This window comes from Bradyrhizobium sp. IC3195, assembly GCF_020193585.1.
Classification (GTDB): Bacteria; Pseudomonadota; Alphaproteobacteria; order Rhizobiales; family Xanthobacteraceae; genus Bradyrhizobium; species Bradyrhizobium yuanmingense.
This window is the reverse complement of sequence record NZ_JADYVG010000015.1, coordinates 92404-115692: the sequence shown is the minus strand read 5'-3', so window position 1 is coordinate 115692 and position 23289 is coordinate 92404. Positions and strand designations below refer to the sequence as shown.

22 protein-coding genes and 3 pseudogenes are annotated in these 23289 nt (G+C 58.3%); 6 read left to right on the top strand and 19 right to left on the bottom strand.

What is annotated here, in order from left to right; genetic code table 11:
• The first annotated feature begins 10 nt into the window (after nt 1–10).
• From I6F09_RS25380 to I6F09_RS25370, 3 genes are all read left to right on the top strand, one after another.
• Nucleotides 11–1846, top strand: coding sequence for a hypothetical protein (locus I6F09_RS25380; protein ID WP_225189315.1), 1836 nt, complete (start codon nt 11–13; stop codon nt 1844–1846).
• A 23-nt stretch (nt 1847–1869) separates the two neighbouring features.
• Nucleotides 1870–2523, top strand: coding sequence for a hypothetical protein (locus I6F09_RS25375; RefSeq protein WP_225189314.1), 654 nt, complete (start codon nt 1870–1872; stop codon nt 2521–2523).
• A gap of 70 nt (nt 2524–2593) precedes the next feature.
• Entirely contained in the window at nt 2594–2905 is a 312-nt protein-coding gene (locus I6F09_RS25370; protein WP_225189313.1) for a hypothetical protein, read from the top strand.
• A gap of 64 nt (nt 2906–2969) precedes the next feature.
• On the opposite strand, the pseudogene I6F09_RS25365 reads toward I6F09_RS25370, so the two are convergent.
• From I6F09_RS25365 to I6F09_RS25330, 8 genes and pseudogenes are all read right to left on the bottom strand, one after another.
• Nucleotides 2970–3221: pseudogene (locus I6F09_RS25365) on the bottom strand (nucleotidyl transferase AbiEii/AbiGii toxin family protein); the annotation flags it as partial.
• Nucleotides 3211–3713 (bottom strand): annotated as a pseudogene (locus I6F09_RS25360) (DUF6088 family protein); the annotation flags it as partial. The pseudogenes I6F09_RS25365 and I6F09_RS25360, both read right to left, overlap by 11 nt.
• 1041 nt (nt 3714–4754) lie before the next feature.
• A complete protein-coding gene (locus I6F09_RS25355; protein ID WP_225145540.1) occupies nt 4755–5381 on the bottom strand; it encodes a DUF6036 family nucleotidyltransferase in 627 nt (208 codons plus the stop codon).
• On the bottom strand, nt 5378–5764 hold the full coding sequence (locus I6F09_RS25350) for a hypothetical protein (RefSeq protein WP_225145541.1): 387 nt from the start codon (nt 5762–5764) through the stop codon (nt 5378–5380). Before I6F09_RS25350 ends, I6F09_RS25355 begins: the two co-directional genes overlap by 4 nt.
• A 549-nt stretch (nt 5765–6313) precedes the next feature.
• A complete protein-coding gene (locus I6F09_RS25345) occupies nt 6314–6802 on the bottom strand; it encodes a hypothetical protein (protein WP_225189312.1) in 489 nt (162 codons plus the stop codon).
• Nucleotides 6803–6909: 107 nt separating this feature from the next.
• On the bottom strand, nt 6910–8223 hold the full coding sequence (locus I6F09_RS25340) for a phosphoribosyltransferase family protein (protein ID WP_225189311.1): 1314 nt from the start codon (nt 8221–8223) through the stop codon (nt 6910–6912).
• Between the two features lie 3 nt (nt 8224–8226).
• Nucleotides 8227–9387 (bottom strand): hypothetical protein, encoded by a 1161-nt coding sequence (locus I6F09_RS25335; protein WP_225189310.1) that lies wholly within the window; start codon nt 9385–9387, stop codon nt 8227–8229.
• 68 nt (nt 9388–9455) lie between these two features.
• Nucleotides 9456–9866, bottom strand: a complete 411-nt coding sequence (locus I6F09_RS25330; RefSeq protein ID WP_225189309.1) for a hypothetical protein — start codon at nt 9864–9866, stop codon at nt 9456–9458.
• Nucleotides 9867–10653: 787 nt separating this feature from the next.
• Here I6F09_RS25330 and I6F09_RS25325 point away from each other — a divergent pair.
• Entirely contained in the window at nt 10654–11379 is a 726-nt protein-coding gene (locus I6F09_RS25325; protein ID WP_225189308.1) for a hypothetical protein, read from the top strand.
• On the opposite strand, the gene I6F09_RS37430 is transcribed toward I6F09_RS25325, so the two are convergent.
• The 7 genes from I6F09_RS37430 to I6F09_RS25290 form a co-directional block, all read right to left on the bottom strand.
• Complete coding sequence (locus I6F09_RS37430) at nt 11376–11753, bottom strand: DUF6527 family protein (protein WP_225189307.1); 378 nt, start codon at nt 11751–11753, stop codon at nt 11376–11378. The two genes, I6F09_RS25325 and I6F09_RS37430, sit on opposite strands and share 4 nt — an antisense overlap.
• A gap of 2 nt (nt 11754–11755) precedes the next feature.
• Complete coding sequence (locus I6F09_RS25315; RefSeq protein WP_225189306.1) at nt 11756–13162, bottom strand: ThiF family adenylyltransferase; 1407 nt, start codon at nt 13160–13162, stop codon at nt 11756–11758.
• Entirely contained in the window at nt 13159–13797 is a 639-nt protein-coding gene (locus I6F09_RS25310; protein ID WP_225189305.1) for a multiubiquitin domain-containing protein, read from the bottom strand. The genes I6F09_RS25315 and I6F09_RS25310 overlap by 4 nt, the downstream gene beginning before the upstream one ends.
• 94 nt (nt 13798–13891) lie before the next feature.
• Complete coding sequence (locus I6F09_RS25305; RefSeq protein ID WP_225189304.1) at nt 13892–14599, bottom strand: ImmA/IrrE family metallo-endopeptidase; 708 nt, start codon at nt 14597–14599, stop codon at nt 13892–13894.
• A 1-nt stretch (nt 14600) separates the two neighbouring features.
• On the bottom strand, nt 14601–14933 hold the full coding sequence (locus I6F09_RS25300; protein ID WP_225189303.1) for a helix-turn-helix transcriptional regulator: 333 nt from the start codon (nt 14931–14933) through the stop codon (nt 14601–14603).
• A gap of 79 nt (nt 14934–15012) precedes the next feature.
• Nucleotides 15013–15531, bottom strand: a complete 519-nt coding sequence (locus tag I6F09_RS25295; protein ID WP_225189302.1) for a GNAT family N-acetyltransferase — start codon at nt 15529–15531, stop codon at nt 15013–15015.
• Entirely contained in the window at nt 15528–15803 is a 276-nt protein-coding gene (locus I6F09_RS25290; RefSeq protein ID WP_225189301.1) for a DUF1778 domain-containing protein, read from the bottom strand. Before I6F09_RS25290 ends, I6F09_RS25295 begins: the two co-directional genes overlap by 4 nt.
• Nucleotides 15804–16628: 825 nt before the next feature.
• On the opposite strand from I6F09_RS25290, the gene dgt reads away from it, so the two are divergent.
• The gene (gene dgt / locus I6F09_RS25285; RefSeq protein ID WP_225189300.1) at nt 16629–18080 is read left to right on the top strand and encodes a dGTP triphosphohydrolase; all 1452 of its coding nucleotides are present in this window, start codon (nt 16629–16631) and stop codon (nt 18078–18080) included.
• Nucleotides 18081–18100: 20 nt separating this feature from the next.
• On the top strand, nt 18101–18865 hold the full coding sequence (locus I6F09_RS25280) for a hypothetical protein (RefSeq protein ID WP_225189299.1): 765 nt from the start codon (nt 18101–18103) through the stop codon (nt 18863–18865).
• Nucleotides 18866–18957: 92 nt separating this feature from the next.
• Here I6F09_RS25280 and I6F09_RS25275 read toward each other — a convergent pair whose 3' ends face one another.
• The 4 genes and pseudogenes from I6F09_RS25275 to I6F09_RS25255 all read right to left on the bottom strand — a co-directional run.
• Nucleotides 18958–19467, bottom strand: a complete 510-nt coding sequence (locus I6F09_RS25275) for a hypothetical protein (RefSeq protein ID WP_225189298.1) — start codon at nt 19465–19467, stop codon at nt 18958–18960.
• Complete coding sequence (locus I6F09_RS25270) at nt 19464–20867, bottom strand: radical SAM protein (RefSeq protein ID WP_225189337.1); 1404 nt, start codon at nt 20865–20867, stop codon at nt 19464–19466. The genes I6F09_RS25275 and I6F09_RS25270 overlap by 4 nt, the downstream gene beginning before the upstream one ends.
• Nucleotides 20867–21490: a hypothetical protein gene (locus I6F09_RS25265; RefSeq protein ID WP_225189297.1), complete on the bottom strand. Its 624-nt coding sequence runs from the start codon at nt 21488–21490 to the stop codon at nt 20867–20869. The genes I6F09_RS25270 and I6F09_RS25265 overlap by 1 nt, the downstream gene beginning before the upstream one ends.
• Nucleotides 21491–23038: 1548 nt before the next feature.
• A pseudogene (locus I6F09_RS25255) lies at nt 23039–23181 on the bottom strand (transposase domain-containing protein); the annotation flags it as partial.
• Between the last annotated feature and the right edge of the window lie 108 nt (nt 23182–23289).

Here is a 23289-nt window from a genome sequence, read left to right as displayed (position 1 = left end):
TGAGGGGGACGTGGAAAGGCTCGCCAAAATTATTTTGGGAGAAACGAGCGGATTGACCGCAAAGGGAACGGACTCAGCAAAATCGTTGGAACGCCTCTGGTCGGTCGTCGCCGGCATTGCAGTAACTGCGCGCTGGAACGGGCTTCAGGATCAAATGAAAATCGCCGGCAACATGCTGTCTGCCGACGAAGCGGCGAACTACACGATCATGAAGGCCGTTGCCGAAAAGATCTCGCAGAACCGCTACGACGGTGCCGTCGCATTGCCCAAGCAAGCAACGCTCTGGCAGATCGACCGAAATGGCGCGCCATCGAAGGACGTCGGCACGCCGCCCGACTGGATCTACAAGACCGGCACAACCGAGGGCCTCGAATTCGAGGACAAATCAGGCCTGACGTACCGCCTCTATGGAACGAGCGAAGAGGCTCCCGGCAAACTTGGCCTCACCTCGTCGTATAGCCTAACTGGCCTGGCGCCGCGATCATGGAGCGTTCCCAAGCCGGTGAGGATAGCCGCATGGTGGCTCGGTTCGATCGCGGCCTTGATCTTCGTTTTCGGTGGCATCTCGGCCATATGGTCGGGACAGAGCGACGGCAATGCACGGAGCCAACTCCGAAATTTCGACATCCAGTACCGTGTGCTCGACAAGCTGGCCGACAATTGCATCTCGGATGCAGCTCTGCTTCCCAACTGGAAGCGGAGCGTTTGCAGCTTCTTTGATGCCGGCGGCAAGTACGTGAAGCCAGCCGCAGTTGCCCCTGCCGCGCCTCCGCCGGCCGCCCCGCCGGCCGCTCAGGTGGCGCCGGCCGCCCCATCGCCTGCGCCGGCCGCTCCCGCCCAGCCGATCGTTCCGTACGGACCGAAGGTCGGAATGGCTCTCGCTACGATCCGGAGCTGCCTCGACCATGGGCCTTCCGCAGTGGACACAAATGCGGCTGCACCGTCGAAGAAGCCGCGAGAAACAGATGGCGCGGCCGCAACGGACGTGATGCTGTCGTGCGAACTTGAGGTGCGTAGCGCGGTCGATGCCGGCATTATCGCGATCACGCCGAATACGTCCACTTGGTCCGGCATCGCGAATGCGCTTCTCGGACTGCGAGACACTCTCGGCACGCGGTCGATCATCGTGCAATTTCTGGCGATGACCCTCGGTATTGCCGGACTCGCCATCGCGCTCGGCCTGGGGACCAAGGGGCGCATGGTCGGCATCTGGGTCGACGAGCGTAACCGCGTATCCCTGGCGCGGGCGCAAGTGACGCTCTGGACCATCGTTGCACTTGGCGGCTTCGCCACCGCGGCGCTTTTCAATGTTGGCCTTGGCGGACCAGGTACGTTCCCACAAGTCCCGCCATCCATCGCCGCCGCACTCGGGATCGCCTTTGCCTCACCGATGATCTCCGCGTTAATCCTGAATACGAAGGCATTCGGAATGGCCGGCTCGCCGTCGGATCAGATCACGACAATCGGTGGGAGGCCAAAGGACAGTAACGACCAGTCCGATCGTGGCCTGCTGACGGGGTCGAGCGACTCTTCGGCCGTCGAAGTCCGTTCGGACCCGACGATGGCGTCTCTTGCCGACGTCTTCGTGGGTGAACACGTGGCCGACTCGGGCGACGTCGATATTTCCCGGCTGCAAAATGTCGTGCTCACCGCCACCCTGATCCTGGGCTATTTCGCGATGCTCGTCGAGCAACTCCGCGGAATCGCACCAGACGTGCTGCTGACTGGCATCCAGAGCCTGCCCGACCCCGGAGGTGCCTTCACGTCGGTGCTGCTGATCAGCCACGCGACTTACCTAGGGACGAAAGCCTACAAGGGGAGCGGGAAAGGCGACACCGCTCACTAGCGTTCACCATTGAGGACCCTGCTATGCCCGCCTCGAATGCAGCAGCACTGATAGGTCTGGCTTTGACCGCAGCCGGTTTTGCCTTCGGCCTCTATCAGTATCGGATGAATAGTGAGCAGGCGAACTTGACCCGCCAGCGCGAGCGCGCGCTGGCGGCATCCGACCAAACAAAGGAATTCTTCGAAGATGGGGACGTGCGTTTCGTCATGCGCCTTTTGGACTACGGCAACGCCCAGTTTTGGAAGGAAGACACGCTGAAGGGCCAGACCTTCGACGTCCGTGACCTGCCCACCGCGCTCGCCGTCCACTGGAAGCTGGAGCCAACTGAAGAAATCGAAAAGAAAACATTCACGGATCGAAATCTGGCCGTCCGCTCCGCTTTCGACAACTTTTTACTCTGGCTGGAGCGGATCGAACATCTCATTCGCTACGACGTCATCGGGACCATCGGCTTCGGCGAGCTCTTCTCGTATTGGCTGGTCCTGCTCGGCGAAATCCCGCAACCCGGTGACAGGATCAATCATCTCTCCAATGAGGGGCGTGCCGCGCTTTGGGAGTACATTCGCGCCTATGAGTTCAATTCTGTCGTTCGCCTTTTCGCGCGCTACGGTCGCGCCGGCCCCGTCGGACGAGATGGATTCCTTCCCCGCAAAACGATCTCGAAAGAAAACGTCTGAACACGTCACGCCGTCCACGCCCTTCACTACCGTCATTGCCAACGATTTACCTAGAGGAGAAGCAGCAACAATGCCAAACATAAGCCTGAGCGGGAAAGCCATTGATGGCGATCCAGATACGTACTGGATTAATTTATTCGCCGCAGATAGCACCTGGCAGTCCGGCGAACCTGGGAATGCGACCAACGTATCGACAACGAAACAGGGCAAGTGGCTATACAAGCCAATCCCCGACAAGGGCGTGTATGCAAACGACAGAGCCGGCAAGGTAGTGTTCTTCTTTCGCAACCTCGACCCGTCGACGGTGAAGGTGGGAGATCGGGGTCAGGGGCACGCCTATGAAACAGCCCGTGCGATCGCTTGGCACGTGGATAGCCTCTAGCTCCGGCGCGCCGGCATCTCGACGCCTAGGCTGACCTCCCGCTCAGGCGCTTGCCGCTAAAGGTTATCGTCCGAATGTCGTCGGTGAGATCGACATCTTCCGAAAAACGGCGGATCGCACCGTAAGCCTTTGATAGCGAAGTTCCGCTTTTGAAGACAAGATGTTCGCCCAAAGGCGAGGAAAAGAGTGCGTTCAGGCACCAGACGACCCAGACATCCTTTTCGAGAAGATGTGCCGGACGACCTGGGTTGGACGCGGCAACGCCGAGCGCCTCTTGGCGCTCGGCGTCAGCCAGGTTTAGAAATCTATCCGACACGGAGTTCGCTTACCGGCTTGGCAAGCCAAGTCGGAAAGGAAGAAGCAGCGGACTTCAGCTCCTTCACTTCGGTCGGGGTCAGTTTCTGACTGATGGACCTCAATGCTCGTTCTGCCGTCTGTGGGCCCACCCAGGCAAGCGCACGCACTACCTCACCTGCACGTCGGTTCGCCAGGGCAAGCTGCCAACGCGGTGCATGCTTGAGCTCCACGACTTGCTTACCAAGGCGGAGCCTGCGGGAAGGACCAGAGGTCAGATAAACTTGACGGACAGGTACTGCGTCGTCAAACCAAGATGATTGGCCGCCGCCGCGCCGCTGGAAACGATGGTTTTGCCGCTGCGAACCTTGATTTCCTCGACGACTTTCTCGACTGATGGAGCTCTAATTCCGAAACGGCTTTCACCTGGACGCAAATATATCCCTCGTCTCGCGCGCAGAAGTCTTTCGAGGAGCCAGTTCAACCGCTGTGGGCTGTAGAGGCTTGCTCTGTCCGGCGCTTCGTGTGCGGCTCGGGTAAACGCACGGACCGCCCTCCCCCCTCGCTCATCCGGCGCGCCCGCTGGATCCGGCAAGCGTCGCGCCATCGCATCGAAGACCTCCGTAAGACTGGGGACATTTCCCGTCGCCATGAGAGCGTCGAATGCCGGGCGCGCGACATCGACGTCGGATTCTAGGGTCGACAATACGCCCAGTTGCGCGACATCGTGGCTTGCCCAACCGTCGGCCCGTACGGTCAGGCGTAAAACGGTCAGAACGCTCTTTCGATTACGAACCAGATAGTCCGTCAAGCTTTCGTTTGTCCCGGGCGAGAGGACCCGCCGAAGCTCGGTCACACGACGTGATCGGACGGCAGGGATTGAACAAGGGCGGCGACAAAGGGGTGCACTCAATCCGCGCCGCCAAGCCTGCGAGTTGCTTCGGATCCGAGGCGAACGCACTCCGGGCCAGAGGAGCCGAGCGCAGCAGGTTCGTCACGATCGTGATCCCGGCGGCGTTGTCGTTCGCGGCGGCGGCGTAAGACTCGACCTCCTGCGCCAATGCAGCCGCATAGGCCTTGGCCGCATCTGCGCCGAGCCGGGAGGTCACGGAATCGAGCAGCAGCGCGGTTCGCTCAACACCGCAGGTCGAGCCGCGGGTGGACTGCGCGATCGTCGAAAGCAGCCTTGCCAGGACCGGGGCGACATCGGCGGGCGCGTAGCCGGGCGAAAGGAACTCGACAGCCGGTGCGAGCGCCTCTCAGCGGCCCGCTGCCAGCATATCCCGCAAGGGTATTTCCGCGATCCGCTGCCTCACAATGGCAAGAGCGCCCGGTACGGTCGCAACGGCATAGATGACCGCGAACCCACGATCGCTGAGCCAGAAGGCCTTGTCGGTCGCGTGCTGGTCAAGGAACCTGGATGCGAAGCGCATCGCTCCAAGCGGCAATTTCGAGCGAACTTTCCGACAGCCCCGTCAAGATTGGCTCGAACCTTGCGAGCCTGCCAGGTTCGAAGGTGGACAATCTGCCGAGCGCGGCCCTCACCGAACCTGGATCAGCGCTTCCAAGGAGCAGCGTCTGCTTTGGGCTCGTCCGGAAGGCCCTTTACGAAGCTTATGGCTCGGTCCTGAAGTTCGGCCTCCAGATTTGTCGCCTTGATACGCTCAACGACGAGATCGCGATTGAATGGCCGCGCCTTATGGTAACCCTCCACGAACTCCTTGTCCTTTTCCGACAAGCGAGCGAGCTTGGATACAATAATGTCTTCAGGACATGGTGCGACGGCAAGAACCTTCCTGTCGTCAACATCGACAGTTTTGGTAATCGCGCGTTTATTCCAATCCCCAGGAAGCCGCGCGGTATTCTCGTCGACACCGTCGATATAGAAGCCGTGCTCCCGATGGAATGTAGAGCCCTCACCGTAGAGAGCATTGATCTCTTCTGAGGCCTCGGGATCATCTTCGGGATCCAGCTCCTTCTGCTGGATTTCCCATATTTTCGCGTTTTCCGGATAGGCGTCGATCTCACCAGAAGTGCGCAGGACGACGGGCGCATCAGGCCATGAAAGCAAGATGCTCTGGCTGCCAATGATGAAGACCTTGTCGGTTTTAAACAGCCGGGCGATCACCCTGACCGTCTCGACAAGGTCTTCAATAGTTCGAACAAACGAGTTTTGTGTCACGCCGCCATCCGCGGAAGTGCCGCGGTCTGATGGATCGCAGATCTCTCAGCAATCCGCTTCGCCGCCTTCCAAATACGACGGCGCAGAGTGTCGTCCTCGAAATTGATACCTTCCGCCAAAACGAAAGGTGAGGACAGACGCAGACGCGTCATCTCTTCGTCGCGGCTCGTCAGACGGCGGCGTACCGTAGATGGAGGAAAGCCGAGCATGTCCGACCACTCGCGAACGAAAGTGTAGCCTTCGAAATGTTGCGAGTTACGGGCCAAAGAATCCTTGGCCCTTTCGACCAGCGACGGGTCGCGACCGATCTGCCGCGCGATAAGCCGATGCATGATCAGCTTCGCGGTGTCATTCACGTATTCCCGGTTGATCCGGACGCTCATGGCTCTCGACCAGTACCTACCTCTCAGGACGGAAAATAGGGCATCTACCCTTAAAAATCCAGCTACTCACCAATCCTCTTGGACGGGGTATGTTCCCTGTCCGTTCAAGCTAGCAGTTCCCATAAGCCCGGGCAACGGGGCGGACAGCTCGAACGAGAGCCAAGCTTAACGGACCGACCCGCAAGCACCTTCAAGGCTTTTGCAAAAAAAAATCAAACAAAATCAATATGTTATTCGCCTGTATGGCTAATGGCGAACCATTCCCGATACCTCGGCGGCGCTCCCAGCATTCTTGGCATTCCCATCCTGCTCATCCAGGCCTGCAACCAGCCCCGTCAAACGCCACTGCGTGGCTGTGCTGCCGCCCCTGACCACCCCCCGCCCCAGCCCAACACGATGTCGTTTGAGGAGCTTTTGGAAGCCCACCGGTCATCGGACTTGGATTTTCCGTCCACCTCCGGAAGCAGCTTGAGCAATGGCAGAGCCCCCAAGCCTCCGCCGAAGACTTTTCTTTTTCGGCTTGGTGCCCCGCCAAATCCTCCTAGCACGTCACTCTTTGCCTGACGAGCTATCAAGGTCGAGAAACCCATGATTTCCTCGGGAAGCCAAATAACTGACAATCTCCATCACCCTGGTATCGGTGCCCGGCGTTCGACTCGCTTTGTCTTCCACAAGGATGCGTCGGAGTGCGTTGTCTTGCGCAGCGAAAATCCAACTTTCAAGCCTGGGCTGCCTGACGAGCGCGTTATTCACCTCAACAACCTTGTCAACATGCTCTGGCAGAAGCTTCGCCAAAGCGTCGAGAACACCAAATGCATGGTTCGGAGCGAACCCGCCAGCTAACATCATTTGAAGTTGATCCAACAACCACAGATGATCGAAATCCCACAAGAAAAAATGCCCAATACTACCGAGCTCAGCTCTAAGTGGCTCCGGATCATCGGCCTTGATTGCGCACTCAAGCCTCAACTCCCAATACGCCATCGCGCGTGAGCGATGCGATCTGCCGGCCCTCTCGGTCCAGTAGAGCACAGACACCAAGAGCCATCATGGCAGCGCTCGTTCGGACGCCATAAGTGGCGCGGACTGGAAACCAGGGCTTGCACCAACAATCGCCACGGAGAGAGTTGTGGTGGAAAAGCTCGTTACCTGCTGAGAGCCGCCTGAAACCGTTTGATGACGCGCTCGAACATGTCACGCGACACTTCAAGTGTCTCCTTGGCACCCAATACGTATCCGTTTCGAACACGCTTGAAGGTCATAGTGCCTTTCGAATTCCAAGGCACCCGAACAGTTGGATTAAGAGCGAGATTCGGCATATAAAGCGTTTCGCGCAGACGATGTTTAGCCGGCGCTGTACCTACGACAACCATGGCGCGGACCTCGGCCGCGGGATACTTCGCTTTTACGAATTCGCACGCGCCCGCTATGGCCTCTCCACTGCGAGCAATATCATCGACGATGAGGATCCTGTTCGCAACTTTTGAAACTCGTGGCTCCTCGGACATGTGCCAGCCACCAGACCTGGCAACAGAAGCGTATTTGAACCCTAGATCTGATTTGAATTGAGCTTCTAAAAGCCTGCCGACGACCTGACCGCCGCGATCCAGGCTGACAACCAGATCTGGCTTGTAGTCCAACAGCCGAATACCCAACAATGCCAATCCATCGATTGCGCGCGTTTCAGTAACGACATCCTCGTGCTCAGCCAGCAGATGAGGATCATAGATCGCAGGTCTGTGAACTATGTCGTTTCTTACCTTACCTAGAACCGACATAAACGTCGCTTCCAGGGCCAATGTTTCCGGATCCGCTTCGCGGCTGCGTCGCTCCAGTAGAAGGGCCCAAGCCTCAAGCAACATCGATGTCGTTCGGGCGTGCAGAAACTCTTGCATGAAGTCAGTCGCAGAAGCCGTTTGGAGAAACTTTCGAAACTGCTCACCAAACGCGCCCGGCTCCCCTAAACGTTTCTCTATATCGAACAGACTTTCGACTAGGAAAATACCCAGCTGCTTAGATGCATTCGTGATGAGCTCCTCAGATATCTGAGCAGCCGTCATGTGAGCGCTGATCGTTTCGGTGCTGGGAGCGAACGGCACCTCCCAGCCTTGCGGCAAAGATGCCTCGCTCGTCCGCTCAACACTGACAACGACTGGAGCTTCAGCAGCAACCGTTGCTCTGGTTCGACGATCGCGAAGAAGACGGTTTGCCTCAGCGAAGCTTGCGCGCGCACTTCGAAGACGCACGGCACCTTCGCTTATCACCTTCTTCGTTGCGGCCTCATCGCGCTCGTCACGCAGTACCGCGCGCGCAAACTCCGCGGCGTCAGCAACTTCCTGCGCGAGCGAGGAAAGTTCTCCTTCCGACATGCTCTGAAGGTTTTCTCGCGCCTGCGGATCCAACCGACGGGTGGCCGGAACGTAGGTCAATATCGTATCGATCAGCTCAGTCTTGGACATTGTTCAGTGTCCCGATCGCTTTGCCGTCGAAAAAAGCTGCTCGATAATGGCCTCGAGCGCTGCAGCTGCCTCAGACGCGCCACGTAGTACCAATTCCCGCTCTTCGTCCCTTAGTATAACGTCCTGAACCCCTAATTTAGTCCTAGCCAGCTCGTCGTTTGCCTTCCGACGGAGTTTCGGATCGACGTCCGCCGCGAGCTCGGAAAGCTCCAAAAACCGCCTTTCCACCACAATTCCCTCGACCGCCGGACTGGTTAGGTCTTCGATAAGCCCCTCGACCTCGGCATGCAACTCTGGGTCCTGTTCGGCTCCCACGAGCAAGAGTAGAGACAATGCCCTTTTCAGGGCCTTTAGAGAGTCTGTCGACCCGCTCTCTTGGCCAGATGCCGCATATTTGGACACCTCTGACCGTAAAAACGTGAGATAGCCGCAGATCTCCGAAATTCCGAAGACGTCGCGCGGCGGTTCGCCGCGGCAGATGACTGCCTCTTGGTGCACGTGACTGCGCCGAAGCGCTTCACCACAAAAATTATCGTTTACTTTCAATATCATACTCGTCGTCGGCATCATTCCAAATTTGGGAACGTCCCACAAGAAATCAAGTTTGACGTAAGTCACGGCTTCGTTGGCTAGCCGATCCAACTCCACTTGGAGACCGTCGAATGGCGCCGAAAATCTGTTGCCGTTCCAGTTCACGCGGACCAACAGCTGCTCCAGTGAGCTTCCGATCCGGCCCGTGATCAACGAAGGCATAGAGGCAATTGGCGAGGGAAAGTATTCGCAAAAATCGAGGTCGGAGATCGGTATCGATCGTCCAAGAAAGGTGGCGCTACCACTGAGACAGATCGGATGCCCCCCGCTCAAAACCATTGAACGCGCCGTGCCGACGAGATCCCCAAGACGTTCCTGCCCTGGAAAGACGCTGACAAGGTTGAACGGCACATACACTTCGATCTCGTCGATGGAACGCTTCAAATAACCTTCCCGTTCGAAGACCGGCACAAACGACGAATCCACGTCCGTCCCTGCTGCCAGGATCGCGCGAACTTTGATCATTGAGGTCACGAGTGCGATCTCGTCCGAATTCGGAGCATCCCTGAGAGCAGCCCGCATGAAATCCAATGCAGAGATGGGAGTCGGTGTCAGTTTATCTGTACGCGGCAATTTGAATCCAAGAAATTATGCGAGGCCGTTGCCGGATAAAACCGGCATCAATGTCAGTGAAGTACACCTTACTGCTGATCGAGACAACCCAGAGTGTTATACTTGCAGCAGGCGGTGCTTGCATGTAGCCAACGTCGTTCGCCAATAATCTCGGTCACGACACTCCGCAACGCCTTGCCGTCGTACTTCGGACCAAATAGCGACCGGCCGAAATCGAGCCACTCCGTCTTTGGCCGCGGACGACCTGAAAAGATCTCTTGACCTCGTTGGATGAAAAGATCGCGCATCTGGCGGGCCGGCACTTCAAGAGAAACGCCTGCTGCAAGTATCCCGCCCACGGGCGTACCGGCGATCAGGTCGGAGCAGCTTCCGATGGGTCTTCCGGACCTTCGTCCGTCCCCGCTAAGTGCAAGTATCTGGAATATTTTATTTTTTGTGGATTTTGCTGCCAATTCGTTCTTCAGTTTGAAATTGTCCAAATTTATCAAGCCTCAATTGCTCTATCCAGCCGAACATAAACTATTCCATCGCGACCCTGAGGCGTCCTGTGGACACGGTGAGACAAAAGGCCCTCGCAAGGGGAAACCTCGGCCGAAACCGCGCCCGGCGAAGGTAAGACGAACCTGTTTGAGCGATTTGGAATTCGTCACTGGAGCCCCCACGACGGCAGGACCACTCTCACGACTTTCCTGGAAGACCGCAGACGGGGCGGCGCCGCTAGCGCGATACTGGGCCATAAGCAACCCAACTTGGACCCGAGTCGAGCACGAAAGGCTCGCTCCCGTGACGGAGCAGCACTACAACAACTCGCAACGCATTCGATTGAAGGCTGATGGCATGGCTCTGTGGCTCAAGGCCCTCCTGAGTGCCTAGAACTGCGAGCAAAGGCGTCTTCAGAAGTCCTTGCAACGGCCGCCGTATAGCACGAAGCCCTTCGGACAAGTCGCGGTCCGCCACGCGCGATCAGACCGCGCTCACGCGGCGCTGTCCTTCTATCCAATGCCTTCCTCTCCGATTGACGGATAAAAAGGCACCCGAACAAAGGGCAGTGATAGCGACGCCGGAACGCAATGCCGGAGGGACCAAGGGCGAGTGCCTCCGGCGAGCGGCCCTAATCCGCGAGAGCCTGATCGTCACCAAAAAGCCGAAACGCCTCTGCGGTTCGGTGAGCGCCGTCTTCGGCGCGAGTAGAGCCCCGGTCACGCGAAGCGGGACGCGCCACCAACTATTCCTGTATATCATTCGAGCTGAAGGACACTTATCCGCTTGGAGCTTGATGTGTGGGCTGATGATGAGAAAGCGAATTGGTGGGGGATCTGGTGTGGGTTATCCCATTGCGGCCGGTGTCATGCCCTGAGCAGATCGGCGGCCAAATGCCCACAATGTGGTTATGAACCCGAGCCGACGCAGTGGCAAACAGAAATATTGGATGGCGTTCCGAAGGAAGTTCCGCAATTTATAACGGAAGGCGCGATTAGCTGGTCAACCAATGTTTTGTTGCAGCTCATGAAGCGTGAATGGATGCGCCCCGGAATTGAACTGGGCTATTTCGCTCACCGCCCGCTCGAAAAGCAGCCCTCTCAGCGAATGATGATTGTCATTCTCTTCTGGACCTTGTTTGAGCATTTGATGGACCGCTTCTTCGAAGCCGCCACCGCCTCGTTACCTGAAGGTGTCGGTCGGGATTTGCTCCGCCGTTATGCCAGTATTGGAAGCCGCATGGATCGGCTGTATGGCCTGCTCTTCAACGCACGACTGCAAGACGATCTGGCTACGTTGGGCTACGCGAGTGTTTACGCGCACCTGATGGAAGTGCAGCGGCGGCGCAATGAGTTCGTGCACGGCAATGCCGAGGCCATCGATGACGGACTTGTGTTTGCGACTGTCGAAAGGTTGCACGAGGTACAGGAGGCGTGGATAGCACTTTACAACAAGCGCTGCACCGGCAATGCGAAGGCACCCCCTGTGTGGAAAGGAAGCTCGCCGTTCTAGGCGTAGAAGCTTTTAAGAGGTGGCCGCGTTCCCGTGTCCTTTACCCATTTCACGTGGCCCTCGTTGATCCAGAAGTGACTATAGCAGCCATCCGTTTGCCAGACCGACGGCCTGACGGTCGGACGATTCAGCCAATCAACCGCCACCTCCCAATTCGGACGTCGCGTAGTGGCGAGCGACAACATGATGACCGCACCGCATTTGCAGGGACATTTCAAATAAGCCCATTTTTGATAGTCCTTGCCGCCGACGACATGCAGGACTCCTGGCGAGAGAGATGCTTGATCTGGATGATCTTCGCTGATCACCGCGACAAGCTCGGTTCGCGGAATCCATCTAATCGCCTCAAGAAATTGGCGAACCCAATTCTTCACGTCTAGCTCCGGTCAAGAAAGGGATCCACGTCGCCCTTGCCCCAATAGCCCGCGTCATCGCAGAGCGCGCATCCCGGGCGCGGCTTGGCTCCCGGCTTGAAATCCTCCATAAGGTGAAACTTGCGTACAAGGTTTTTCATCGGCGGTCCGCGAAACCCGTTGATTCGGTTCAGCAGTTCGTTGGCCGCCATGCACGCGAGCTCGGTCGTGAAGGTGACAACGACAGGGCTCGGGTTGCCTTCACCGAACACATAGGCTTCGGCCTTGCGCTTTTCATACTCCGCCGGATGTTCACGGCGCATGGCCTCTTCGGCGGCAATGACCGGATCGGTAACGCACCGGCATGATAAGCACGTGCTGCCAGGCAGCAGCACGGTGACACGGCCATCGAGCGCCTTCAATTCGGGAGGGTCGCCGTCGCCAACCTTTATGGCGAGGCCGAGGTCGAGAACCGGAATGATGTAGAACAGCGCGAGCCGGTTGAGGAACATGCGCCCGTCATTATCGTCCGTGCAGCCGAGCACGATGTCACATGCCCGAAGCCCGTCCCGGCATTCCGGATCGCCAACCCACGCCTCTTTGGTGACAACCCGGGTGCCGAGCCCAAGCTCGGTGATGGCGCGGGCAACGACCTCGACCTTCGGCCGCATGGCGTCGGCATCGGCCTGACGCGCGCCGTGAAGGCGATTAAGGTTCGTGGCGTCCACTATGTCGTTGTCGATCAACAGGACGTTGCCGATGCCCAAGCGCGGCAACAGCATGGCCACTGCGCTGCCGGTGCCGCCGCAGCCGACCACGCCGACGCGCAACTGGCTCAAATCCTGATTGAGCGTCTTGCCGAAGGCGAGCGCCTGCCGATGGAAGGCCGTTCGGGTATAGCCGGTTCCGCCTCCGGGATAGTGGAATTCAAACCGGTCGCCGATTACGCGGATCATGCGCAACGGCTCGTGGAACTTCGAGCTCAACCAGACTCGGCCCGCAAGGACGCCGTCGGCAGTGAGAATGAAGGACAGCAGAGGCGTGCCAGGACCGTTGCGATTGATCGCCATCTGCACGAGGTGCGGTTCGTTTTCGTCATCCTGCTCCGAGAAGAACGGGTAGCCTGCGCCGTGATTGTGCACGATCGCGACGCGCTGGTTTCTCGCCTCGGCGCGCTTCAGCACAGCCATAAGCGAGGTGGTCGCCCAAGTAATGACGGTCGGTCCGGATTCGATGACATGCTCATCGGCAACGGGGATGACCTCGGCGGAGATGAACTTACGGTGCGCCTGCCGGTCCCATGGCTCGAACGCAATGCTGGCCTCGTTGAACAAGACGTAGGCGGCATGCTCGTTCCCATCACCGGGCAGCAAGTGGCTGCGCAATTGATCCAGGTGAAGGGGCTGAAAGGTCGCGCTGTAGGTGGTCATGCGGCGGCGACCTCGAGGGCGTGATCGACCCGCTTGAGCATCGACCAGATGCCATCGACACCGGGACGCCATTCGCTGTTGTGACGGGACCAGCGCTGCCAGGTCTGCCCCGCGAAGTGGTGCGGCTGGTCGGCGCAACGCGGCAAGGCGTTGTTGCCGGACAACTTCACCCAGGGCAGCATGTAGAACATGTCTGGCGGCACGTCGGGATAACCGGTCGGGATCAAGATAAGCAGGTCCGCTTTGGCGGCGTCGAACATCCCGGCGGGCAGCGGGTACTGGCGCAAGATGACGCCGCGCTGCCCGCCGTCCACGACCTCCTCATAGGTGATGCTCTTCTCGGCCAGGTATTCCCGGTCGCGCGCCGGCAGAAACGTCGGCGCGCCCTCAGTGGACTTCTTCGGCCCGGTGATGAACTTCTCGGTGCCGCGCTTGGTGAGGTCGACCGACTTATTGTCGCCGATCTCCTCGTCTTCCGCAGGCCCCTTGATCACGAGCCAGACGCCATAGGGCGGAGGGGCGTGCACGAGGTTTTTCACCTGCGCACCGGTGATCGTGGGCTCCGGCCACTTGAAGGGCTTGTTGTCGATGATGATCTCGTATTCGCGCGGCTTGTGGTCCTTGTCCTGCTCCATGGGAGCCTCCTATCGTCTGAAAAAATAAATCAGCTGATACGCTTATTCGCGTAGTATAAGGCCGCGCCTGTTTCGGAGTCAAGCCCGCACAAAATTAGCCGAAGAGGGAGCGCGTGGCCTGCTCGGGGCCGATGAAATTGAGCACTTTCAGGCGCACAAGGGCGGCATCGCGCGATACTTGAAAGGCGTCGATCGTCGCCGCAACGAGCTTCTTTCCGTTGTCCGATTCGGCAGGCACCGGACCGAAGATCCCGAATCGCTCATGAATTTCGGCGACAACCTTGGTGACGTAGGATTTTGGCATCAACGCTGCGCCCGAGGCGTAACCGGCCTGCCACTCCATCCAGTCGGTCTTGCCTGCCGGAAGCATGTTGTCGCGATAGCAGTAGATCGCGTTGGGCTTCTGGTTCGGCCCTAGCTTCATCTGCCGTTCGGCCATGGCGAACAGGTAGCTGTGCAGCACCACATGGCCGTATTCGTGGGTCAGCGTGGTGCGAAGGCGGTTTTCGTAGCGGTGCACGGTCTCCGAAATGCGCACGATGGGCTTCTTGCCGCCGCGCTGGAACTCCGTCATGCCCTCAACGCCCGCACCATACGTCGTCAGGTCAGCATATTGATCGAGGTCGGTAACGTCCTGCTCGATCAGAGTGGTGATATCATCGGTGGAGATTGGGAAATCGGCAACGCCGTACTTTTTCTTGAGAAAGCCGGTCACCGCCCGCTCGAACATCGTGTCGAGTTCGGAAGCATCATAGTGAGGCCGTTCCTGAAAGGCATGCACGGTGTCGCGGATGTTCCTCAATTCATCCTCCAAGCTTCTTTCTGAATGCTATGAAAGCCTCGCCTACGGCATCCGGCGTCGATCGGCTCACCAACTTCCGTTCCTTCTCGGGCAACATGCCGATAATGGCGAAGAGAACATCGGCGTCGATGTCGAGAACACGCGCAAACTGCTTAACTAGGTGTGTCGAGGTCGGGCTGCGACGATTGTGCTCTATATCATTTAGATACTGAGGCGTAATCGCTGCCTGATCTTCTTCCTTCACAACTCTCGCGGCCAGTTCTTTCTGGCTCCAACCCTTCTTCTTGCGTGCGGACGCGATGGCGCTCCCGAACGACGACATGTCCAGGCTCATAGCCTCTCCCTGTAGAAATACGTGCTGCTAATCAGCTAATTAGCGAATTCGCGGGCTTTGAGCAAGAATAAAGGCTCGTTTACGATGACTTTATGAGGCGAGCAATTTCTTTAACGAGCAAGAAGAGGTGCAAGGGATCGACGGGCGACGGGTCGAAGTCAAAATGCTGATAGAACCGCTTGGCAGCCTCATCTTTGGCATGAACCAACACGGCGCGAATGCCGACGATATCGGCCGCCGCGATGATCCGCCGCAGGGCATCCAGCAGTAAAGCGGCTCCCAAACCCTTACCCTGCCAGGTATGGTCGACCGCAAGCCGGGCAATCAGGATGACTGGCACGGGATGGCGGGCCACCCCCTTCTTGGCTCGTTCAGGCGCCTGCTCGTACTCCACACTCGCCGTACTGAGGCTATAGTAGCCGATCGCTTCGCCATTAAGCACGGCAGCATACGTTTGCGCCGCACCAGCGCTTTGATTGGCGAGCGCGTAGCGCTGCAAATAAACATTGAGAGGTGCCGAGCCGCAATTGAATGCGTCGGCGGAATGGCTCTTGTCCAGCTTGTAGATATGCGGTTTGAGCGCAGCGCTTGGCGTCAATCGATAATGCTCGGTTCATTAAGAAGCCGCGCAAGGCGAGGACGCGGCTTGGGCGAGGCTTCTAGAGCGGCCATGAAGGCATTCCAGCGCTGCGCATCAAGCCGGAAAATCTGACGATCCGCTAGTACGCTATCAGCGCGCGCAAGTGCGCTTTCCAAAACAAAATCACTGAGCGTCTTGTGTGTTGCCTGGGCAGCCGTCTGCAGCGCTTGTTTTGCGTTCGGGGTCAGACGCAAATCAAGCTTCTCAGTACGATTGGTTCGGCTACGCATTCCACTCCTCCGCACATCAGCGTATAAGCATAATAGCACAGCTGCCCGACAATGTCATGACAATTCATAAATCAGCAAATCTGGCGAATTATTTAATAAAATCAAATATTTAATCGCCTTGGGCCGGGTTCTGGTTCTGTGAGCTCGGCCGACAAGGATAACAGCCCCATTTGTCCGCGATAAGCATGACGATGCCCTTTCGCACCTCGCGAACGGTTAAGGCGCTCAGCGCTGGAAGCGGCATCATTGATCTGCTTTAGCGACTATGCCGCCTTGCAATCGGGATTGGTTTTGCCAATCGACCTAAATACGTTGGTGTCGGTGAGGAACTTCATAGGTTCTCGTCGAGCACCTCATCCAGCGCTTCCCCACCGCCCCCTCGCATTGCACGCTTGATAGTCGTTGCCGTACGGCGGCCTGCTTTCGGGTGGGCTTCGGCATAGGTCTCAGCACTTACGAGCGCGGGGGTCAGCGAGGGATAGTCCCCACAAATGTCCTCGACGATCATGCCGCCATTGAGCAACGTCGCAGTCCGGTGCACTTCAATCGTTGTGCCCTATGGGGGTCCTAATTGCACACCATATTGGGGTCGGATTGCACGCAATCAAGGGCGCCGTCGCGCCAGCATCCCCTGTGGAAGTCGGTGAGAGCGACGGATTGAGGCTCCGACCGCGGCAGATCCAACTCATTGATTTCACGCGCGATTAATTGCCCCGCGCGAATCTTGACCGATCCTGATGGGGTCCGGCGGCCAACTGGATACTTGAACGGAATCAGCTGTTGTATCAAAGGATTGAACAAGGTCTTTAAATTTCAGGAATGGCAATGGGTGCCGCACCGGCCAAACTCAACTGGACGAAGCTACTGAACGGCGATCGACGGAGAAAGTCATCGACCGACAAGTCGGTTGAGCACCGGGTTGCGTTCGAGCGAGACTACGACAGGCTGTTGTTTTCGACACCTGTCCGGCGGCTCGCCGACAAAACGCAGGTGTTTCCACTCGAGCGGAACGACAGCGTGCGAACACGGCTCACGCATAGCCACGAAGTCGCCAATCTCGCTCGCAGCATCGGGACGACGATCGCTTCCGCGCCTTACGCAGAGAAACTCGGGTTAGCCAACTTTCCCGATCTGCACCGCATCATTCCATCGATCCTCGCATCTGTTGGCCTTGCCCATGACCTGGGCAACCCGCCGTTCGGGCATCAGGGCGAATACGCCATCCAATCCTGGATGTTACGCAATTCGGTGAACCAAAAGACGGACAAGTCGAGCTTCGGCATTTTCGATGATGTGCCTGAGTTAACGGATGCTCACCGCAACGATTTTCTGAAATTCGAGGGCAACGCCCAGGCGCTACGGTTGCTCACGAGGCTACAAATAATCAGCGACGACTTCGGGCTGAACATCACGTACGGCACTCTTGCAGCGTTGATGAAATACCCGGTGCCTTCGGATCGCACCGATAAAAACATTCAGGTGCGGAAGAAGTTCAATTTCTTCCAATCTGAGGCCGCCATCGTCGACGAGATATGGAAGGCCACCGGTCTGATGGAGGGTGTCAGGCATCCCCTCACGCTCATTATGGAAGCCTGCGATGACATCGCGTACTCAGTTATCGATTTGGAAGACGCCGCCAAGAAGAACCTCATTTCCATCCACGATCTCCTTGCCTCGCTAACGTACAGCAAGGATGGCAGGGATACGCTCGACCCGAGGATCAACGCGATCTGCCAGAAGTCTAAGGAACGGGAGAACGAATTCCGCCAGTTCGACCTGTCGGCTCCGGAATTGTCCGATATTTGCATGCAGATGCTGCGCGTCCAGGCGATCGGCCTCATGGTGAATGACGTCATTGAAGCGTTCGTGGACAATCAGGACGCAATCCTGTCCGGCGCCTTCAATGGCGAGCTTCTCGCAGTTTCGAAGTCCGTTGGTCTGCGGAAAGCTCTCAAAGCATTCGCAAAGAAGCACGTCTATTCGCATCGAAGCGTGATTGAAGTGGAGCTCGAAGGGCACCGCACGATTCACGCCCTGATGGACGATATCTGGAAAGCCATCACCAATCGAGGTAGCAAGGACTTCACAAAAACCAGGGATGCGCCCCCCTTCAGTGCGTATGTTTTCTCGAGGATATCTGAAAACTATCGCCGAGCGGCACAGCGGTCCACAATGCCGATGCGGTACCGCGAATTGCAGCTCATGACAGATATGATTTCTGGAATGACCGACTCTTTCGCGGTCAACTTGTGCCGTGAACTGCGCGACCTACGTTAGTTCCGGACATCGTAGAGCTGATGATGGACGCACTCGTTACCAGCCCCGACGCACTCAAGGACCGCGTCGATGACTTCCTGGCCTTAGACGAACGAGGTATGGAGGCGCGTGCCGTGATTGAGCGATTGAGCACCATCGGTCCGGTCGCCATATTCGGCGGGATGCTCCGCGACATTGCGCGATACGGTGGTGCGTCTTTCGCATCCGACGTTGATTTGGTTGTCGACGGGCCATCTGAAGCTTTGGCCACGATCTTCAACAACAAATCGGCAAAACGAAACCGGTTTGGCGGCTACCGCGTATATGGGCGGCATGCGCACTTCGATATCTGGTCGCTCCAAGACACTTGGGCCATCAAACAAGGTCTCGTCTCCGCCTCTTCGCTCGCAGATCTGACCAAAACGACATTCTTCGACTGGGACGCCGCCGTCTATTTGCCGCGCTCCGGCCAACTCCACTGCCCCGACGATTATATTGATCGGCTTCGCAGCGGCATTGTAACGATCAACTTGAAGCCAAACCCCAACCCCCTCGGGGCAGTCGCAAGAACTTTACGATTGCTGCTTGATTGGCAAGTTGGGCTGTCGGAAGAACTCACCGAATATTTGTGGCAGAACTTGTCGACCACCGACCGTGACCAGGTGGTGACCGCACAGAAGGTGACGATAGGCCGAGTGCCGTTGCCGCGGCGAAGTATCAAGCGCCTGGAGGCTGAGCTGGCGAACAGGGACTTTTTCGAGCACGTGTTCCGGCACGAGCGTGACAAACGACAGGCCGTTTTCTAGCTCCGATCACAAGCGCGATCTTCCCTGCCTATCTCGAACCCGGCGGCCCGCTCGTCACTTGACACAGGAGATCTACCGCGGCGTTCGCAGTCTCAGGCGCTGGCCAGAGCAACGGCTTTCGGACTTATTGCCGTATCGACCGCCAAGTGAATGCAGTTCCGCAACCGTCGGACATAGTCCGTTCGCTCGTGGACAGGCCTTCTCATCATGAAGGAGGGGTGCTCGAGGCGCACGAGCGTCGGCCCCGCACAATCACCGGCTTCAAGGCGCGCGCTCTGAACCTTTTGAAGAGCCTCTCCCACGATCGCGCTGAGCCCGATTACGACGTCAGACGTGGCCAGCTTCCACAAGGCGTGCCCTTCCAGTTCCTCCACAAGCTCGCCGCAAGTTGGGTAGCGCTCCCGGCCCTCCTTGTCGAAGAGCGCGCGAGGTATCACGTTATCGAAGCGGATGCCAACCTCGCTGGATGCGGCCGTCGCGTCGATTGCGTTTCTCAGGAACCTGCCCGAGCGAGAATTGGGAGAGAATGCGGGAAAGGGCTTGGACGTAGCCGGATCGAATTTGCGGCATGGTCCCAAGAACAAGATCGTCGCCCGTTTCATCGCAATCGCTGCTCCCGCATGATCATCGCCAAATCCCGGCGAATGATGTCGACCGGCACCTCACCAAACTGCAGACCGGTCGAAAAGTTGAACTCGTCCCGATCCGGCGGACAGTCCGCATCATCTATCCGGTCCGAGTAGTCCGGCATGGACTCCGGCAAGTGGCCAGCCTCAACCAGCCGCTGCCAATCCGGTGTCCCCGGATAAGGCCGGTATTCGAAGACACTGCAGCGGAAACGCCCCGGCATTCCGTCCGTCAGGTCCCAAAGCTGCCTGATCAGCGTGAGGGTCTCCTGATGCTCGTCACGCGTCTCAGTAGGCAGCCCAAGGATGAAATAACCCTTAACGTCGATCCCGACCCGGCAGAGCCTTGTCACTGCACGCACGACCTGAGCCACGGTGATCTTCTTGTCCACATGAGCCAAAACGCGGTCACTACCGCTTTCGATGCCCAGGGCAACCTCTCGGCAGCCCGCTGCAAGCATCAGATCGAGGAGGTCGTCCCGCGCGGTCGCCAACACGTTGATCCGCCCGGTCGCGTCCCAGCACATGTCCAGACGAGCGTCGACAAAGGCTCCAAGCGTCGTTCGCATCAGCCTTTGGTTGGCAAGAAACAGGTCGTCGACAAATCTGACCCTCTGCACCCCGAGCCGATTCCTGAGATCGAGGGTCTCCTCCATGATGCTGTCCGGCTTGCGCATGCGGATGGTAACGTCAGGATTGCTGCTGACGGCGGCACCGCAAAATGAGCAGTCGAAAGGACATCCACGCGAAGCTACCATCGCCGATTCTAGAATTCCGCCGTCATAATATGGGTCCTGGTCCAGGTGGTTCCTGTCCAGGAGCGGCATTGCGTCGAGATCGGGCGCGAGCAGAAGCGGGTTTTTGGTGCGCACGTTGGGCATCACCGCCGTCTGCCTCTCGCGCCAAAACACTCCCGGCAATTCACCGCGCGATGTCAGATCGCCAAGCAGGACTGGGACTCGCGTTTCGGCTTCGCCGAGGACGAGGGCATCGATCCGCGGAATGCGACAATCTTCGAGGATGGAGCGCGGCAGAGCCTTGGCCTGGTGGCCGCCCAGCATCACGGAGATCGCAGGATCGAGCAGCTGCAGCAGACGAACGCTATGTACATAGGTTGGTGCCAGCAAATTGAGTCCTACCCAACGCGGGCCGACGCGGTTGAGCAGTGCAGCGACCTGGGACAGACCAAGCCCCCTCGCCTCAGCATCCAGGACGCGGACCGAAAAGCCGCTCTGGTTGGCACAGGTCGCGATGTATGCCAGTCCTAAGGTCGGTAGCGTGAAGTCGTTGCGCCGAGGCGCTTGGTCGTAATCCTTGAGGGGCGAGTTCACCAGAACGAGGTCGATTCCGTTCTCGATCGTCCACTCCGGCTTCATCACGAGCCGGCCCTTTTCCACATGCCCGCGATTTCGGTGGCAAGTTGCCGCGATAACGTCGTCTCGTCGGGTGATGCATCCACGACCCGCACATCGTGGCCGTTCCCCCGTAGAAACGTGGTCGCCTCATCGTAGAGTTCAATCTCATCGCTCAGCCTCAACCGGTCTTTGAACCAGTCCGACTTGCCAGGACGGCTGCGGCGTCTTGCTTCCAGTGTCTCCGCCTCGAGCCGCAAGATGAAAGTGACTGACCCCGCCAACAAGGGCCGGTTCACCTCGTAGAGATAACTGACGGGCAGACCTGCGAAACGCTGATAGACCAGTGTCGAGGCAACGAAGCGATCGCAAAGCTGAAACTGGTGCGCCCCCTCCCTCAGCTCTGCGCGAGCCGCCGCAGCTGCGAGGGCCAAGGTTAATGGCCGGTCAAGCACCCTGGCCAAGTCTCGGATCACCGAGCTCCAGCGGCCGCTATCGTTGTTGCGGCACAGATCGAACGAGACGCCCGCCCGGACCAGATTGTCCGAGATCAAATCAAGCAGCGTGGACTTACCTATGCCGCTCGGTCCTTCAAGAGCGACGATCGGAAACCTTGCCACGCTCTGGCTGAAATCGTCTGCAAACATCGCTTAAATAATCCGCCATGCCTTCGACGCCCTAGCGAAGGGCCTTCTCCGTGCTGACGCCAAGCACGCAATCCCTGGATGAAAAATATATGATAGCTCTATTTCCGCGATTCGGAAACACGACTTTCCGCCTATTGGATGCCACCATGAGGCGGACGCGCTCCGCAAAAAGCGCACGGCATTTCAGGCGCCGCCGCCGGCCTGCTTCACATCGGCCTTAGTACCGATACCGCCGTGACGGTCCTTCGCCGGCTCGGTCAGGAGCCCGGCAAGCCTGAGGCCTTCGAGAATTCCTTGGAGCTGCTGTACGCGGAGCGTAGCGGCGAGCAGCGCAACGGCCTCCTCAGGGCCAACAGTGAAGCGGACATCACGCTAGCGCTGGACCACAACACCGAGCAAAGTCGGTGCGTCGACAACGTGATGACGCAGGGTCGATACGGCGTCCGACGCAACATAAGTCGCCAAGTCATAAACCGACGATGTCTCGATCTCGACTTCGACGCGCTGCCTCACCGCATGTCGCAGCACCTCACCCGCGGGAGCTGCTCGGCTTCATCTGGTCCATCGGCCAGCGCGTCCCGCTAGGCGCGTGATCGACCATGCATCCTCCGATCCGCATCAGCGAGCACGCCGAGCGCGGTAGAGGGAATCCTCGATTTTATCTTGGCAGCCGTGTCGCCTACGTCCGTGGCCAGAGCGAGGCAGCCCACTTCGACGCACCGTCATCATGGGGTAACCGATCCCCGCATAGGAGTCTGAGCGACCGTCGAGAACACTCAGCGTCCTCACCCACATGGATCGTATGCATCAAAATATCCCCGTCCTCAAAGGAGCGGTCGGGAAGCTGTGTTCAAAACGGTTGACAATGGCCATAGGAGATGAACTTGCCGCGATCCAGCCGCTTCGCGTGAAGCGACATGCCCAACCCGTCATGCCACAGAATTTTGACCGGATCGCCGCTGCGACTCTGGGAGATGTAGAGATCTCCACCGTGAGGATCGCGCTTCAGGCTATCTTGAACCGAAAGAGCCAGGCTTCGCATGCCGCGACGCATATCGCAGTGGCCAGTGGTGATCCAAACCCTGGCGCCGGCTTGGGATCGGGATCATCGCCGCCGCAGGAGCTCAAGAAGCCGCTACAGCGCCTCACCGTCGACGTCGCGGTCAACACTAACAGGACAGCCGCCGCTAAGCTTGATCTCTATGATTCCAGCCTTGCGCGTTGCGCAGGAGGACGCCAGTGGCGACGTGCTGATCGATGCCGGTGCCGCGCCGCAGGTGTGATCGCGACAGGAACCGGAGCTGGCACCGCATCACCGCCCAGGCGGCCCTGGCGCGCCTGCCGAGGCTATGTGAACAGCAAGCTATGAGCCACTCCGTGCCGGCAGGCGAAGCCGCAGCCCGTCTCGCCGGCTTGCAAGGTCCCCTTCACGAGGCGGACCTTTCGCCGTACCTCCATCGCCGCCGACGCTCGGCGCCCAACACATTGACGTGCATTCGCCACGTGACCTTAAAGGTACGCATCCGGTGAGGACCGCGGAGTGGTCACTCAGGCAGCCTGATTGGCTTGGTTGTTCTGGTCGCGCCAATTCCCGGGCAGGATTCGTCGAGCCGTTGGACCGGATGTGCAGCGATGCGCGCCAGGACGTCTGCGAGCCAGGCTTGTGGATCCACGTCGTTCATTTTGGCTGTTTATGCCGCCCGCCGAACTATGCCGAGTCGGGTCGTTTTCCCCAGATTTCTCGCTGACCGGCGTTTGGTCGGTTCGGCATAGTTCGTTCTGTGCCTCCGCTTTCAACA